This is a genomic window from Undibacterium sp. Ji50W, assembly GCF_049340445.1.
Lineage (GTDB): Bacteria > Pseudomonadota > Gammaproteobacteria > Burkholderiales > Burkholderiaceae_D > Undibacterium.
On the sequence record NZ_JBMPOX010000015.1, the window covers coordinates 73581 to 89827 of the forward strand.

The 16247-nt window shown below is 52.3% G+C and carries 11 protein-coding genes; 8 read left to right on the forward strand and 3 right to left on the reverse strand.

The features are described from left to right. Positions 1-188: 188 nt before the first annotated feature. The 5 genes from ACO0K9_RS19280 (at position 189) to ACO0K9_RS19300 (ending at position 4573) form a co-directional block, all read left to right on the forward strand. Positions 189-1007, forward strand: coding sequence for a hypothetical protein (locus ACO0K9_RS19280; protein ID WP_422987709.1), 819 nt, complete (start codon positions 189-191; stop codon positions 1005-1007). Between the two features lie 287 nt (positions 1008-1294). Further along, complete coding sequence (locus ACO0K9_RS19285) at positions 1295-2968, forward strand: serine hydrolase (RefSeq protein WP_422987710.1); 1674 nt, start codon at positions 1295-1297, stop codon at positions 2966-2968. A 72-nt stretch (positions 2969-3040) separates the two neighbouring features. Beyond that, entirely contained in the window at positions 3041-3340 is a 300-nt protein-coding gene (locus ACO0K9_RS19290) for a hypothetical protein (protein WP_422987711.1), read from the forward strand. Beyond that, entirely contained in the window at positions 3333-3860 is a 528-nt protein-coding gene (locus tag ACO0K9_RS19295) for an O-acetyl-ADP-ribose deacetylase (RefSeq protein ID WP_422987712.1), read from the forward strand. The genes ACO0K9_RS19290 and ACO0K9_RS19295 overlap by 8 nt, the downstream gene beginning before the upstream one ends. Before the next feature lie 125 nt (positions 3861-3985). Beyond that, the gene (locus tag ACO0K9_RS19300; protein ID WP_422987713.1) at positions 3986-4573 is read left to right on the forward strand and encodes a metal-dependent hydrolase; all 588 of its coding nucleotides are present in this window, start codon (positions 3986-3988) and stop codon (positions 4571-4573) included. A 29-nt stretch (positions 4574-4602) separates the two neighbouring features. Here the strand turns inward: ACO0K9_RS19300 and ACO0K9_RS19305 are convergent, their stop codons facing one another. After that, positions 4603-6804 carry a molybdopterin cofactor-binding domain-containing protein gene (locus ACO0K9_RS19305; RefSeq protein ID WP_422987714.1) on the reverse strand — a complete coding sequence of 734 codons (2202 nt, stop codon included), beginning with the start codon at positions 6802-6804 and terminating at the stop codon, positions 4603-4605. A 169-nt stretch (positions 6805-6973) separates the two neighbouring features. Between ACO0K9_RS19305 and ACO0K9_RS19310 the strand changes: the two genes are divergently transcribed. Both ACO0K9_RS19310 and ACO0K9_RS19315 read left to right on the forward strand, forming a co-directional pair. After that, positions 6974-9415 (forward strand): sugar-binding domain-containing protein, encoded by a 2442-nt coding sequence (locus tag ACO0K9_RS19310; RefSeq protein ID WP_422987715.1) that lies wholly within the window; start codon positions 6974-6976, stop codon positions 9413-9415. Positions 9416-9454: 39 nt separating this feature from the next. Next, positions 9455-10441 (forward strand): hypothetical protein, encoded by a 987-nt coding sequence (locus ACO0K9_RS19315; RefSeq protein WP_422987716.1) that lies wholly within the window; start codon positions 9455-9457, stop codon positions 10439-10441. Positions 10442-10530: 89 nt separating this feature from the next. Here the strand turns inward: ACO0K9_RS19315 and ACO0K9_RS19320 are convergent, their stop codons facing one another. Further along, positions 10531-12660 carry an AsmA family protein gene (locus tag ACO0K9_RS19320; RefSeq protein WP_422987717.1) on the reverse strand — a complete coding sequence of 710 codons (2130 nt, stop codon included), beginning with the start codon at positions 12658-12660 and terminating at the stop codon, positions 10531-10533. A gap of 243 nt (positions 12661-12903) precedes the next feature. Further along, positions 12904-13077: a helix-turn-helix transcriptional regulator gene (locus ACO0K9_RS19325; protein WP_422987718.1), complete on the reverse strand. Its 174-nt coding sequence runs from the start codon at positions 13075-13077 to the stop codon at positions 12904-12906. Positions 13078-13330: 253 nt separating this feature from the next. Between ACO0K9_RS19325 and ACO0K9_RS19330 the strand changes: the two genes are divergently transcribed. After that, the gene (locus ACO0K9_RS19330) at positions 13331-16231 is read left to right on the forward strand and encodes a hypothetical protein (protein WP_422987719.1); all 2901 of its coding nucleotides are present in this window, start codon (positions 13331-13333) and stop codon (positions 16229-16231) included. Positions 16232-16247 lie beyond the last annotated feature (16 nt).

The window sequence follows — 16247 nt, forward strand, 5'->3', positions numbered from 1 at the left end:
TGCTTAATGGATAAAATGTCAGTACTTTGTTCATAAATATAGTACCAATCGCTGAAAGTGACGACACTTGGAAATATAGTCTTGCTTACCCAGTCCGGTTGAAGGATGGTATGGGATAAGCATGGACTGGTGGGTATGGGGGCGTTTATCCCGGCTCATTAAAATAATAATTCAAGGAAATGTTCACTATGTATGCTGCTTCCACTTTTGCTTCTGCTCTCTCAAGACAGGTCAGCCTGCTGGCATTTATGCTGGCATCGATGGCCATGTTTGCCAACCAGGCACAGGCCCAGGTCAATGCGCCGGCAAGCGCAGCCGCAAGTATGTCCGCCAGTGCATCTGGCAACTCGTCTTCAGGTACTGCCGATGAACTCCAAAGTGTAGAGGTCAAAGCCATCAGGGACCCGGCCATCTTGCCCTATAAAACAGCGTATGAGCTGATATCAAAAGTACGTGCGGCAAGCAAGGACAAGGTGCAGATACTGATCCGTATCACCTCGGCCAAATCGCACGCACCGGTACCCAACCTGAACATTTATCTTGACGGTAAAGCCACGCATCAACAATTGGAAATATCACCAAACGGTTTCATCAGCGTGCCACTGGACCAGGCCGCTTATGCCGATGGCGCAGAGTTTGTCACCAACCAGAAAAAAGGCTCGATGGAAGTCAACATCCTATTGCTGCCCAAGCTGCCGCAAGATGTCTTCAAATATGCAGACATTAGCGAGAGTATTGAAGCAGCCAGATTGGCTATCAAGGAACTGGTACCCTGGTATCTGCGCCTGTTCATGCCATCGGTTGACGGCGTCGGAATTTGTTACGCAGATCAAAACCAGACCGTGCTGGTCAAGGGGAGTGAAGAAATTCATCTGGCAGCAAATAGTGATGCGACTGACCCTCTGAAAAACAAGCTACATTGCGCCAAAATAGCGGCCAAGGACGCAGCGAAGGAAAAAGATAATCTTATTATGCCAGCGACTGGCTGGCAGGCGATTTTTATGTAAGTCCTGTGAGTACTGCATAGTGGCCAGTGGGCTGTTATAGTTCAATGATAGCCCACTGTGCCAGCATCAGGCTCTGCATCCTGCTTTAGCCGCAGACGGCTTTTCTGCACCTCATCAATCACATCAACCGCATCAACTTCTTGTCACTCCAGGAATCCCTCTTTTACTGGTCGTATTGTTGTACTATGATCACTTTTCAAAGAAGCATAAAATCACTCAGCTTTGGCAAGCTTGCTTAGTCAAATGGCGTATTTCTTTGTAGTGTTCAAGTCCGTATAGGGGGACCAATGAAAATATCTTCAGTTGTGCTCGCAATATGCAGTATCGCCATGGTCGGGCCGGTGCTTGCGGCTGGCGATGTTGCATCATCCGTACAAAAAATTGCCAGTGCCCGCGTTAGCAGTGGCGCTGTTCCGGGCATGGTGGTGGCGACTATTACCGGGCAAGAGCAAAAGCTGCAGGGCTTTGGTCTGGTGTCGAATGGCAAATCCCAGCCACATCAGCCGGATGCCAGCACCGTCTTTGAGATCGGCTCAGTCAGCAAAACCTTTACCGCATTGTTGCTGGCTGATATGCAGGTGCATGCTCAGGTCAAGCTGGACGATGCGGTCGCGGCCTTGCTGCCTGACTATTCCATTCCGCAATATCAGGGGCGCGTCATCACTTTGCTGGATCTCGCCACGCAAACATCCGCTTTACCGCGTTTGCCTGCCAATATGGCTCCCAGGCAGCCTGACAATCCGTATGCTGATTACACAGAAAATAATCTGCGTGAATTTTTGCGCAGCTATCAACTGACTCGTGCGCCGGGCGCGAAATATGAATATTCAAATCTGGGTTTTGGCTTGCTCGGTCAGGCTTTGTCCGCACGCGCAGGCAAGTCCTACGCAGAGCTGGTGCAAGAACGCATTGCCAAACCATTAGGCATGACAGACACGGGCATAGCCCTGACAGCCACGATGCAAAACAATCTGGCGACAGGGCATGATGCAGTTGGCAAGCCCGTCGCAAACTGGGACATGCCCACCCTGGCAGGTGCAGGTGGGCTGCGCTCTAACGCGCAAGACATGCTGCGTTACTTGCATGCACATATGCACAGTGCGGACGTGAAGTTACCTGCTGGCTTGCAACTGGTACAGCAGCCACTACGCCCTACCGGTTCGCCCGGTTTGCAGATAGCCCTGGCCTGGCATGTGCAAAGTGTGCGCGGGCAGACAGTGATCTGGCATAACGGCATGACAGGTGGCTATGCCTCCTTCATCGGTTTTACCGCAGATGGCCAGCGTGGCGTTGTGGTGCTGGCAAATGCCAGTGTCAGCGTCGATGATATAGGCATGACGGCGTTGTTGCCAGCAACACCAGCAACTGATGCCAGCAAAGCCGGGGAGATTCGCCTTACAGCAAAGGAAATGACAGAATACACAGGTCGTTATCAACTCGCCCCTGGTGCTATCCTCAACATCAGTGCCGGGCCGGATGGTTTACTGGCACAAATTAGCGGCCAGCCGCAGGCCCCCGTATTCTGGCGCAAGAAAGATGAATTCTTTTATAAAGTGGTTGAAGCCAGCCTGCAATTTGAACGTGATGCCAGTGGGAAAATCCAGTCATTGACCTTGCTTCAAAACGGCCACGCCTCACCGGCAGCACGCATAGGCGACGCTGGCCCTGAACCTGCCAAGCGTACAGAAATAGCTATCCCCGCTGAACAACTGAAACAATATGCAGGCAGCTACACCCTGGCACCCGGTTTCAAACTCATCATCACAGAACAGGCCGGGCAACTGTATGCACAGGCCACAGGACAGGGACGCAATCCTGTTTTTGCACAGGCGCCAGATGAATTTTTTTACAAGGTAGTTGATGCACAACTGAGTTTTCAACGTCAGGCAGATGGCAAGATAAAAGGCCTGGTCTTGCATCAAAATGGACAGGATATGCCGGGGCCACGCGATGGGGATTAATTGATTGTTGTCTTTCTTGTTCCGTCTATCTGATAAAAGCCGAGAAGCTAATATTGTGAATTAAAATTGAAAATGGATGGCATGAATCACCTTGTTTTTTTTGAGCAATTTGTAGCCCAAAAAATCCCACCCACTTACCTGCTTACCTGGTCAGATTTCCAAGGTGGTGATTTTGGTGACCTAAAAAGGGCTGCATTTGAATCCCTTTCATTGCTTGGCTCAATTGATTTCTGGTCAAAAGGCTGGCTTGCCATTGATATTTTTGACCTTCGTGTGCAAGATCAGGTGCTGGTTGTACTGTGTAGTCCAGAGGAAGAAGATGGTCTTAAAAACGCTTTTGATAAATTATTAGGAATTCTGTCAGATGAGTAGCATTTTCGTTTTGAAAGGCGATATTACCGGGCATCCGGCAGACATTATCGTCAATGCAGCCAATTCTTCGTTATTGGGCGGTGGCGGTGTCGACGGCGCTATCCATCGTAAAGGTGGACCAGAGATCTTAAATGAATGCAGAAAGATCAGGGCGAGACAAGGTGGATGTTATGCCGGCAATGCAGTCATAACAACGGCTGGATTACTGCCTGCTAAATATGTCATTCACGCCGTTGGTCCGAGATGGAATGACGGCATGCATGGCGAGGCTGAATTATTGCAGCAAACTTATCAGAGATGTCTGCATTTAGCTGTAGAACACAATGCAAGTAGTATGTCCTTCCCCAATATTTCAACCGGCACATATAAATTTCCCAAAGAGTTGGCCGCACAGATAGCAAGCGATACGATATTTTCTTTTTTTGAAAACGATCAAAGTATAGAGACGATTAATATTGTTTGTTACGAACAGGATAATTACGATATTTATCAGGAAATTATTAAACGTAGAGAGAGCTGATGTAACCGCAGCGATGAAATAAATATCAGTTTTCTTTAAGCGCTTCACCCTCAGCGCATACCCACTTCACAATCCCTCGCTAAGCTAGCGCAGTCCCCACTATCTGCCGCCTGGCTGTTTCCATTATGTCGTCACTGTTGGCCCATGTCGCTGTCGGGGCAAGCTTGTATCTTTGCAGTGAAGGTGATCAGCGGCGACGACGGGGTACCGCTATGCTTTTGCCGATATTGCTGGCCATCCTACCCGATTTCGATTATTTCGCGATCTGGTTTTTGGGTGTGCGGTTTGAACAGCGTTTCACGCATTCACTGTTGTTTTGTCTGACAATGACCTGTATCGCATGGGTGGTGACGAGGCGATGGCTCAGTGCACGCAATATGAGGTTGAGTTTCTGGCTTCTGTTGCTTGCGAGTTGCTCGCATTTGTTACTTGATCTGCTGGTGGGGCGCTCTTTGCCTTTGCTGTGGCCATTTCCGTTTGCCGAACTGTCCTTGCCTTTGGCGGTATTGCCGGGTGCGGCGCATACCGGGCTGGTCAGCTATTCATTCTGGCGTAACCTGGTGATTGAATGCAGTCTGCTCTTGCCGGTATGCGCTGCGCTCATTGCAAGCATGCAAAAGATGCCATGGCGCAGGTACCTGCCTGAAATGTTATTGATGCTGGTAATGTGGCTGGGTTTGCTATTTTGCAGTAACAGTTTGACGGCGACGTGAGTGCTTGAGATGCTGCTTGATCCTATGCTTCACACAAAACTGAATCCCGCTTTCGATAAAGGCAATGTACGTATGCGCTTGCCCTTACCTTTGCCATTTTCCGCTGCAGCAATCGCATTGCACAGTGCCGGTGCTATCGAAGGTACGGCGGGTTCGCCGGCACCGGCGGGAGATGCTTCACTTTCCATGACGATGATTTCCATGGGTGGCAATTCATTCAGACGCAATACCTGATAATCAGAAAAATTCTGTTGTTCCACTGCGCCGTTTTTTACCGTGATTTCGCCCTTCATGACGGCAGACAAGCCCCAGACCATGCTGCCTTCAATCTGGGCTCTGAAGCCGGATGGGTCAACCACTACGCCGCAGTCGGTGACGCAGACGGCCTTGTGTATCTTCACCACATTTTTAGATGAAATGCTGATTTCAAATGCATGCGCGGTATAGGCATGGGTGTGGGTATAGACGCAGCAGGCAATGCCACGATAGTGGCCACGCGCAGCGGGTTTGCGCCAAGCTATGGCGTCGGCACAGCGCAGCAACACCGCTTCCATGCGCTTGCGGTGCGTGGCCTGCACGGTGTCGTTGCCGTACTGGCGTAGCAGCATCAGCCGGTATTCCAGCGGATCGGTCTTGTTGTGTGCCGCCAGTTCGTCGATGAAAGATTCCACCGCAAATACATTCTGGCTATATGAGATAGAGCGCCACGAACCCACCGGGATGGGTGACTCTACCGGATAAAAAGCACTCTGGTAATCTGCCGCAGGATAAATCAGGTCATTCGATGGGCCGCCGTAAATATGCTGGGCCGAGGCGATGTTTTTTGCCGGGAAGGTACTGACGGCAAGCTGATGATGCCATGTCTGTATGCCGGATTTTTCGGCTTTGGCGGATAAACGGTGGAAGGTGGCGGGGCGGTAAAAGCTGTTGCGCATATCGTCTGGCCGCGAAAAAATCAGCTTGACGGGTTTGCCAAGGGCTTTGGACAACTGCATGGCTTCAGCCGCATTATCGACTTTTTCTTTGCGGCCAAAGGCTCCACCCATGGGCAGCAAGTGGGCGAAAATGGCTGACTTGTCGACTTCAAATGCCTTGGCCAGGGTGCTGACAAAAAAGCCGGGAGCCTGGAAACCACCCCAGATGTCATATTTACCATCCTGGTAACTGGCTACGCAGTTGGGCACTTCCATTGGTGCCTGGTTTAAAAAGGGCAATTCATATTCGGCACTGAAACTGGCTTCGGGCGCTGCCATGTAGGTTTTGCTTTTGCCCTGGTTGTCGTAGCTGAGGGCAGGCGTGTCGTTCTTGATGGCAGTACGCATGGCCAGTGACAGTGCGGCACTGTCTGGATTGGCAAGAGCCGGGCCGTGATCCCATTCCACTTTCAATAGTGACTGGCCCTGCAAGGCCAGCCAGGTATTGCTGGCGACAACGGCGACACCATTACGGTTGTCGCAGCCAGCCATCTGTCTGACTTCAAGCACCGCAACAATGCCTGGTCCCAATGCCTTTACTGCGCTATCGTCAACACTGCGCACCTTGCCAAAAAATGTGGGGGACCGGACGATAGTCGCCACCAACATGCCAGGCAGGCTGACATCCATGCCGAACTGCTCCTGGCCATTCGCTTTTTCCGTGGCGTGATAACGTTTGACCGACTTACCTATCAACTTGTATTCGCTGCGCGGTTTTAACGCCGGGTCGGCGGGTACCGTCAGTTTGCTGGCCGCTTCGATCAGGGCGGCGTAGGGCAATACTGCATTGGTGTCAAGGTTGATGACGGTACTGTTGCTGGTCTTCACCCGTTCGACAGGGATATTCCATGTGCTGGCCGCAGCGCTGGTCAGCATGGCACGGGCCGCTGCACCCGCCTTGCGCAAGCTGCCCCAGCCGCCTTTGACACTGGCACTGGCCCAGGTATTGTACTGGCCTGCACTGGCGGCATCGTAGGGCAGGGCTTCTATCGTTATCTGGTCAAAATCGGCATCCAGTTCTTCTGCCAGCAGTACTGGCATGGCAGTCCGCACGCCCTGACCCATTTCCTGTTTTTGCACGAACAGGGTAATCTGGCCATCCGCCGCAATGCGTATCAGGGGTGAAGGGCGAAAGGCTGGCCCCGGTTGTGCGTCCGTTTGCACGCTCGTTTGTGCCAGCGCAGTGGGCAGCGCTTCTGACAGTAGCCATGCACCAGCACTGAAAGAAGAAAGGCGGAGGAAGCTTCTGCGATCCATGAATTGTTTGCCTGAAGACGGCGTCCGGGATTGAGTTATGGAATTATGCAGGGTTTGTCACTAAAACCTGCTCAAGAAGATGATTTTTCGGGCTATCGTAAGGCCCTGTCTTTTAGGCTGACTTACTATTACCAGTCTGATTTATCCCGTTTTTTGAGGTGATTGTTTCATGGGCCTGGTCCGTATTTTTCTTCTGTTCCTGTGGTGCACTTTCGGTGCCAGTCAGGCGATTGCTGCCATTGCAGGCACGCCGCGTAATGTGCAATTACTGTCGGAAGGATGGCGATTTAGCAAAGGCGATGCCAGTGGTGCCGAACAAACTGGTTTTGATGACAGCCAATGGCGTCGCGTGACCGTGCCGCATGACTACAGCATAGAAGGGCCAGTAGCGCAGGATAATCCATCCGGGCCCGCTGGCGGATTCTTCCCTGGGGGCGTGGGCTGGTATCGCCAGACCCTGCATATCGACACCTTGCAACCGGGGCGGCGCAGCTTTATTGTTTTCGATGGCGTCATGGCAAATAGCGATGTCTGGATCAATGGTCAGCATCTGGGCCATCGCCCGAATGGGTATGTCAGCTTTGTGTATGATCTGACTACTTATCTTAAACCTGGCGATAACATCATTGCCGTGCGCTGTGATAATGCCAACGAGCCTTCGCTGCGCTGGTATCTGGGCGCAGGTATTTACCGCCAGGTGCGCCTGGTCAGCACGGGCGATACCCATATCGAACCCTGGGGCACAGTTGTCACCACACCCAAACTGACAGACGACAAGGCGACCGTGCATGTGCGCAGCAGCGTCATCAGTCCGGATGGTGGCAAGTTGGCGTTGCAGGTCAGGCTACTTGATCCCAGCGGTGCAGTGGTGAAGACAGTCAGCACACCCGTTGTACAGGCAAAACCCGGTCAGACACTGAATCTTGAAGCGGATATTGCCGTGACCAAACCACAACGCTGGGATATTGACAATCCTGCGCTGTACACAACTGCAGTCAGCCTGGTGCGGGATGGAAAAGCCGTGGACAATGAAGATGTCGCGTTCGGTATTCGCAGCTTTGAATTCAATGCACCCAAAGGCTTTTTCCTGAATGGCCGCGCCTTAAAGATATATGGTGTCGGCTTGCACTCAGATGGCGGTGCCATGGGCGCTGCAGTACCGCTGGCCGTATGGAAGCGCCGCCTGACAGAACTGCGCAAGCTGGGTGTGAACGCTATCCGTACGGCGCACAATGCGGTCGCACCAGAATTTCTTGATCTGTGCGACCGCATGGGTTTTCTGGTCATGGATGAATTTTTTGATCAATGGACCCTGGCCAAAGTGCCGCATGACTACAGCCTGCATTTCAAGGATTGGGCAGAACGCGATACCGCCGATCTGGTGAAGCGTGACCGCAATCATGCCAGCATCGTCATCTATTCTATCGGCAATGAAATCCGCGACACCACGCAACCGCAAGTGGCATTTGAATGGGCAAAACGCCTGATCAAGGTACATCATGAGCTTGACCCTACACGTCCGGTCACCCAGGCCCTGTTCCGTCCCAATGTGACCAAGGATTATGACAATGGCTATGCTGATCTGCTGGATGTCGTTGGCCAGAATTATCGTGAAAAAGAAATCCTGGCAGCCTATGTACAAAAACCAACGCGCAAAATCCTGGGCACAGAAAACACCCATGAAGTCAATCAATGGGTGGCCGTGCGTGATCATGCCGAATACGCAGGGCAGTTCTTGTGGACAGGTGTCGATTATCTGGGCGAAGCCGGTCGCTGGCCAACCATAGGTACTGGCTCTGGTCTCTTGCTGAGCACTGGTTTGCAAAGGCCGCGTGCCTATGAACGCCTGTCATGGTGGTCAAGCGCGCCCATGGTAAAGATTGCCCGTCGCGTTGCCACCGTAGGGCAGAACGTGGTGGAGCCTGTGTTTGGCCCCGGCGCTGCACCGGCAGATCAGCCAGCCCAGGCGGCAGCCACTGCAAGGCCACGTTTTTCGCAAGCACTGGTGGCCGACTGGTCACCTGCCAACCGTGAACCGCATACCGAGACACTGGAAATTTATACCAATGCCGATGAAATCGAACTCAGCCTGAATGGACAAACGGTGGCAACTGAAAAACGCCATGACGATGCCACACCCATCGTCGTCAAACTGCCATTTGTAGCCGGTAGTTTGAAAGCCATCGCCAAACGTGATGGCAAGATCGTTGCCACGGATGAATTGCTAACTGCTGGCAAAGCTGCACGCTTGCAGTTATCCGCCGATACAACATTGAGCCAGCATCTGGATGATGTCGCCCATGTGACAGCCACCCTGGTCGATGACAAGGGTGTGCGCATTGCAGATAACGATACGGTAGTCGAGTTCCTGGCCGAGGGTGAAGGCAAGGTCATCGCCGTGGACAATGGCAATATGCAAGACCACGACCCTTATCAGACCAGCCACCGCAAACTGTATGACGGCAATGCCATGGCCATACTGCGCGCTAATGCCAGCAACGGCAAGATCACTGTGCGCGTTCGTGTGCCAGCCATTCCCGATGTGCCAGAGAGTGAGGTGACGATACCGGTAAAACCGGCGACTGCCCTGGTACCGCTGCGTAGTTTTTAAGCCTGTAACTTCTTCTTCAAAAAAATAGAGACCTCGCACATGACAAGTACACCCACTCTGACCAAACTGCTGTCCCTCGCAGCTCTCCTGCTGGCTGGTGCCTGTCACGCGGCGGAAGCACCACCAGCCATGCCCGGCAAAGGTCTGGCACAGCATGATTTTTTATATGCAGGCGAAGCCAAGACCCGTGACGTGTACATAGTCCGTGGTGGCAAGGTGGACTGGGATTTTCATGATACATCGGTTGAAGGTGAAATCAGTGATGCCGTCATGGCATCCAACGGCAACATCGTCATGACGCATCAGCATGGTGTGAAGGTCATTGACCAGAATCGCCAGACATTGTGGGCATATACGGCAGAAGAAAAACATGAAATTCACACGGCCCAGTTTATCGGCAATGACAGGGTCATCTTCATCCAAAGCGGTACACGTCCACGCATCATGGTCGCCAATATCAAGACCAACAAGATAGAGCGCGAAATCGCCATCCCTGCCGGCAACCTCAACAACACCCACGGCCAGTTGCGCCATGCACGCCTGACCAGCAATGGCACCTATCTGGTGGCGCAGATGGACATGAAACGCGCGGTGGAATTTGACAGTCAGGGCAAAGAAATCTGGAGCCTGCCTTTCCCCGGCATCTGGTCAGCCAAACGCCTGGACAACGGCAATACCCTCATCACTGGCAAGACCGGCGTATTTGAATACAATAGCAAGGCCGACATAGTCTGGAGCCTGACCCCGGAAGACCTGGTCGCCTACAAATACACCAGCTTCCAGATCGCCCAGCGCCTGCCTAACGGCAATACCCTGTTGAATCACTGGGTTAACCAATGGAGCCCAGCAGGTGCCAGCATCGACCCCGCCACAGCACCGGCACAATTGCTGGAAGTGACACCAGACAAGAAAGTGGTGTGGGCCCTGCACCAGTGGAAAGACCCCAATCTTGGGCCATCAACCACCGTGCAGCTTTTGGATAAGGCAGAAAAAACTGAGCAGGTTTATTTTGGGGATGTGCGCTAAGTCATTGTGCCATTTTTGAATCGCAAGACGAATCGGATGATTTTCTGAATACGCCGCTGCTGACTAATCGCTCTGTGTTTCACTTGGTCTTACTTGCTTTTTTCGCTCTTCAGCGTCCTCATTTGTTCTGCACTGACAGCCTTGGCCGGTGCGGCTACCCGTTCAGTCTTTGGTGCCTGCATGATTTTCGTTGTTTTCGCCAGTGCGCTTGCGCAGTCCGTATCTGGCGTATTACCCAGATTGACCAGTGGCAGCAGGGCCGCAAGAGGGGAAACGATGGCAAGTGCCACTGCCGCACCAGTTTTTAGCACCAATGGTCCTTTATAAGGGCCGATGTCAGGATGCTTGAATGTGCCCTTGGCATATAGCGGAGTGCGTAAAGAAATGATCCGTACGCCTTTGGTCTTGGGGTTGACATCCAGGTTCAATTGTTCCTGTGCGAGGTTGATATTGCCGGTAATGTCAATCACTGCGTCATCGGTATCGATCACAAAGCGCTGAACTTCCGCCAGGCCGTTTTTCACCCTGAAATCACTGGCGAGGCAATTCAGGTGGATCTGTTTGTCACCAAAGACTTTAACGAATATGGCATTGGCGAGATTCAGGCCCGCGATTTCCAGGATAAACCGACTAACGGTGCCTTCGGTGACGACAGCGCCGAGCTGGCCGTTCGAGGTAGCCAACATCGCGGAGATGGAATTACCGTGGCCGGTCAATGCGGCATCGCCGTTGATTTCACCAAAGCTTGCACTCATTGATACCAGTGCAGGGAATAATTCGCGGACCTTTAAATGACGTGCAGTCAGCTTTATCTGGGCGGTAATTTTTTCCTTGCGGCCATCGAGCGAAATATTGGAGGTCACATCGCCGCCGGCCATGCCAAAATTCAAAGGCGTCAGGCTCAACACCTTGTCTTTCATATGTATTTCTGTATCGACGTCCTGCAAGGGTATGTCATGCGTGCGCACCAGTTTTTTTCCTTTGAATTTGACGTCTGCATCGAGCTCATCCCATTTTGCAGTATTGAATTGCTCCACTGGCAGCGCTTTCTGATCCGGCTGGACTGGTGCCTTGTTCCGGGCCACTTTGGCCGCATTGCTATCTGCCCCTATCGTTGGCCCCAGGTCTTCCAGCCGCAATTGCTGCGATATGACCGTGCCGTGTAGCAAAGGGCGGGGTTGTTGTTGCGTGTATTGCAAGCTGCCAGCCAGGTCGCTGCCGCCCACGGTGCCGCTAAAGTCCTGATACAGCCAGTTCCAGAGAGCGTTCACTTTCTTGCCCGTCAGGTGGCCCTTGATGGCGTAAGCTGGCGTTTCAGGCAACAATACGCCTGTCAATGGATACAGGTCGGCCATGCTGGCACCACCCAGTGTCAGTTGAAGATCAATGGCTGAAAGCGATCGGGGATCGGTCAGCGTGCCAACCATGCCTATCTTGTTCTTGCCAATATGGGCATCCGCTTCGACCGGATAGATCGTATGGCCGTCTTTCAGCGACAGCAGCGCACCTGCCTTGCCGCTACCGGTGACCGGGGCATTGCGGTAGCTGCCGGTCAGGTCTATCTTCAGGCCGAACTTTGGGGTATGCGCTTCCTGGGCGGAGGCCGCTGTTGCTGTTGTTGCTGCTGTTGCTGCAACTTCGGCGGCAGCATCTTTGCCAGCAAGGGATGCTATCTTTGCCCGCATATCCAGCTTGATGCTGTCGTCCAGGTAGTGCAAATTACCTTCTGCAATGGCCATGCGCTGGATTTCTACTTTCCAGTCAGAAGAGCTGCCGTTTTTCAGTGTCCACGAATTGCTGCCGTCGGCCCGTCGCTGCAGCACCACCAGTGCAGTATCAAGGGACAAGTCCGTCACCACGATGTTTTTATGCAGCAAAGGGAGCGGATGCAGGGTAATCATAACGTGGCGGGCGCTGGCCATCTGCGGGCCTATTGTGCTCCATGCGGGATTGCTTATTTGCACATCTTCGGCGCTGATTGCCAGCCTTGGCACGTGCAGCCACCAGCCTTGCTCCGTGTCGGGGTCTGGCATGAACCGTACGTCCAGGTTGCCGCGAATAGCAAATTCGCGACCGGTGCTTTCTGATACCTTTCGATTTATATAGGGACGGGCCTGGTTCCAGTCGAAAGTTACGATGAAAATAAGCACGGCCACCATTGCCGTCAATAAACTGGCAAAGGTCCAAAATAGGATTCTTACTGGTCTGGGTGCTGCCATGATTGCCCTATGGTAAGAGGAGCAGGGCCCGTTTCAGGCCGGAAGTCTTTCAAGACTAGCTTGGCAGGGGAAATACTTCTGTGCGCTTTCAAACAGAGCGCTTGCTGTACAAAGCAGAATCAGGTGAGAAATTCAGAATTAAACGAGATTGTTTGTATTTATTTGATCATTCCTGCCAAAAAGATGACACCAAGTCAGAGTGAGCTGTATTTTCTCATTGAAGTGATGTCCGTGAATCACGGTTTATTGGGCCATCAATTTCAGCTCGATAGCGACTGCTTCCGTTCGTCGTTGCACCTGTCGTTTTCCAAAAATATTTTGGTTATGCCATTTCACTGTGCTCAGAGATAAAAATAATCGTTCGCTGATTTCCCGATTGGAACGTCCCTGGACCTGAACGTTGGCGATTTCATGCATCTGGCCAGTAAAACGCTTGGTCTTGGCAGCCTACACACCATCCATTTGATGGATTGAGGCTTACGTAAGTATTAAAACTTTAATTACTTGATGTTTTGAAAATTAATCCTATACTTTGGGAGTTGTTAAAAAAATATTTATAAATTTGACAGCATTGCCCTGGATTTATTGCAAGACGAATGTCCACGCTCATTTCATATCCTGCTTGTGAAATTGATCCTTTGAATTCCCATCATTCATACACGGGCCTCTTATGACCTCCCCAAAAGCTGCTTTCAAATTTCAAGATTACAAAGGTATCTTGCCTTATTCCAGCGAACTATTTGGCGTGTATCAACCCTTGCTCGGCTGGAAATCAAAACGGCATGAACGCCGCTTTTCGATGGGTGTTGCAATGGACCAACTCAGGATCATTGAGCAACTTTCTATCGGGTTTTCGCCTACGTTGGTATTTGAACCCAAGCGCAGCACCGGCGTCCAGCTCGCCAGTTTTGATCCGGGCAAGCTGGTTGTCGACATTCCGGGCAGCCGCAGTTTGCTGATCAAGGCTATCCGTCAGGCTGTGTACGACAAACACCCGCATGTTACTGATCAAATAGCTGACGACGAATTGGCAAAATTCCTGGACTTGCCACTCATGACAAAGCTGCTGAAAGAAAACGTGGCGACCGGGCTTACTGCCCGCATGCATGACTCACTGGCACAAAAGGCTCCTGATACCTCGTTGACGGGGGCGGCATCTTCACCCAGCCACCCGTATACACTCGACAATGCCAAGACTTCCATGGAGTATGAAGCCAAGCTTGCTGCGACTATATTGCAGCTCAAGGACAACAAGGAATTCAGCGCCCTGCGCAAGCTGTTTTTTCCGGCAGACTGGAAGCAGACGCAGACTGGCTTGCGCATGGCTGCCGACAGGCAAAATCCCTTGATGCAATTTGTGCCGCAACCGTCAAATCCGCTTGATACCATGGACCCCAACTTTGATCTGGACCGTGTGGTGCTGTCACCTATAGGCATAGTCCATTTGTTCCGGCAATATTTCTTTGAGCTGGATACTTTTTTGGGTAGTCCGGTCGGTCATGTATGGGTCAGTCCCGGCACCAGTCTTGAATTGATCGAAGTCAGTACCCGCAAAGTGGTCGTCGAACGCAGCTTTGAGCAATCGATAGAAAGCACCAAGAAAAGCGAGCTTGACAGCACTGACCAGGACGAGCTTTCTGATGCGGTGAAGCAGGACAATCAGCAGGACATCAAATTCGGGGCCGGTGTAACGGCGAGCTATGCCGGGGTCACTGCTACCTCCAACTTTGACATGCACAACACCCAGAAGCAGGCCAGGGAAACCACCCACAAGCACATGCGCCAGCAAAGTACCAAGCTGTCGACCGAGATTAAAACCAATTACAAGACCACCTTCAAGACAGTGACCGAAACCAGCGATACTTCCAGCAAGCGCTACGTCATACGTAATGATGCAGCCACCTTGCAGAATTATGAGCTGCGCAGGAAAATGCGCCAGGTGGCCGTGCAAGTGCAGGACATAGGTACCTATCTGTGCTGGCAGACCTATGTTGATACGCCAGGCGACACGCTGGAACTGGCCAGCCTGGTCCATATCGCCGAACTGGCTGATCTGGGGAGCATCCCGCATCCCGATGCGCCTGAAAAACTGGCACCTCAGCCCAAGGACTATCCTATCGATTTCCAGTATGAAAATACAGCCAAGTCCGAAGGTCATGAGATGGACGTTATTTTCTACAACGGCGACGACAAGGAAGGTGGCCTTAACAATAATGACCTCATCGTATGGCAGCGCACCTATGTGCTGACCAGCCCCTTGCTTGGTTATACGCTGGACAAGGATTCGCTGAAAATCACCTCGCTTCACTCTGATGTCTGTGTGCCGCAGATTGCCTTCATGGATGCTTCGGGCAAAGTGAAGGTCGCCCTGTCAGAGGTTAACTTCGCTGATCAGCCAAGTGTCAAACTGCAAATCAGCGCGGTCTGGAATCCGCCTAGTCAGGACAAGGCCAACCAGGATTATCTGACAAAAATGTCTGAATACACGAGTGCCAGGGCGCGGGCACAAAAAGAAGCCTATAACAAGGCTGTGGCGGAAAGGATCACGCTCGCCAGCAAGATTGCCCCTCGTCCCGCCGACGATTTGCGCGAAGAAGAACGCATCACCATCTATCGCCAGTTAATCCAGGAAATGCTGTTGCCAAAAGCGTTTCGTCCGCCGGCTCCGGGTGCCCCCAATCCACCGGTTTCGCAGGTTGCCGACACCCTGGCAGCGCGACATGTATTGTCTGAACTGATCAACTCGATTTTCGATGTGGACAAGATGCTTTACTTTGTTGCACCCGAATGGTGGAAACCACGGACGCGTGCCTCGCAGACATTTGGTATCAGTACCATAGGCCCACATGTACATCTGGTCTGGGACACGAATGCGAAGAAATTCGTTAAGGTGACCACGGAAGACGAAACCGAGGCACGATCTGGTGAAGTGGCGGTGGCAGATCAGGTTGCCTGGGATGCCGGGTCTGACGTTGAGCGCAAGCACTACCTCATTACCGACAGCTCCGCCTCTGCCAAACTAGGCAGCTCGCTTGGATGGGTGATGCAACTCGATGGCGACGATTTGCGCAACGCCTTTCTCAATGCGCCATGGGTAAAGGCGGTGATGCCCATCCGCCCTGGCAAGGAAAAGGCAGCGCTTAACTGGCTCAAGCATGTCGAAGGTTTCAACGGCATAGGCCCGTCGGATATCTATACTGGTGAAGGTGTCGATGGTGATGGAAAACCACTGCACGGCAAGCCTCTGGTTGAAGTGCTGAACATACTGGCCGAATCAGTCGCGGCAAAACATGTAGAGAGTCTGACGACTAAACCGTTTGATCTGTCCGACCCGCAACTGCCGCATGACCCGGACAGCACGGTCACGACAACGCCGGTAGACCGGGTCTGGGAACATGGCTTCAATCCATTGAAGGATGGCTTCCAGGCCAGGCCACTGGCAGATGCCGATGGCTCGGAAAATTTTGCTACCTTCGATCAATGGGTGGAAATCCTGCCAACCGACCAGGTTGTACCAGTGGTGGTGGAATACGATCCCCGCACCGGGCGGCTGAAAGACCCCGCACCATGATTTGTCAGGTCATTGC

Coding starts and splice junctions, on each gene's coding strand:
- ACO0K9_RS19280 (WP_422987709.1), top strand. CDS start 189: ATGTATGCTGCTTCCACTTTTGCTTCTGCTCTCTCAAGACAGGTCAGC.
- ACO0K9_RS19285 (WP_422987710.1), top strand. CDS start 1,295: ATGAAAATATCTTCAGTTGTGCTCGCAATATGCAGTATCGCCATGGTC.
- ACO0K9_RS19290 (WP_422987711.1), top strand. CDS start 3,041: ATGGATGGCATGAATCACCTTGTTTTTTTTGAGCAATTTGTAGCCCAA.
- ACO0K9_RS19295 (WP_422987712.1), top strand. CDS start 3,333: ATGAGTAGCATTTTCGTTTTGAAAGGCGATATTACCGGGCATCCGGCA.
- ACO0K9_RS19300 (WP_422987713.1), top strand. CDS start 3,986: ATGTCGTCACTGTTGGCCCATGTCGCTGTCGGGGCAAGCTTGTATCTT.
- ACO0K9_RS19305 (WP_422987714.1), bottom strand. CDS start 6,804: ATGGATCGCAGAAGCTTCCTCCGCCTTTCTTCTTTCAGTGCTGGTGCA.
- ACO0K9_RS19310 (WP_422987715.1), top strand. CDS start 6,974: ATGGGCCTGGTCCGTATTTTTCTTCTGTTCCTGTGGTGCACTTTCGGT.
- ACO0K9_RS19315 (WP_422987716.1), top strand. CDS start 9,455: ATGACAAGTACACCCACTCTGACCAAACTGCTGTCCCTCGCAGCTCTC.
- ACO0K9_RS19320 (WP_422987717.1), bottom strand. CDS start 12,660: ATGGCAGCACCCAGACCAGTAAGAATCCTATTTTGGACCTTTGCCAGT.
- ACO0K9_RS19325 (WP_422987718.1), bottom strand. CDS start 13,077: ATGCATGAAATCGCCAACGTTCAGGTCCAGGGACGTTCCAATCGGGAA.
- ACO0K9_RS19330 (WP_422987719.1), top strand. CDS start 13,331: ATGACCTCCCCAAAAGCTGCTTTCAAATTTCAAGATTACAAAGGTATC.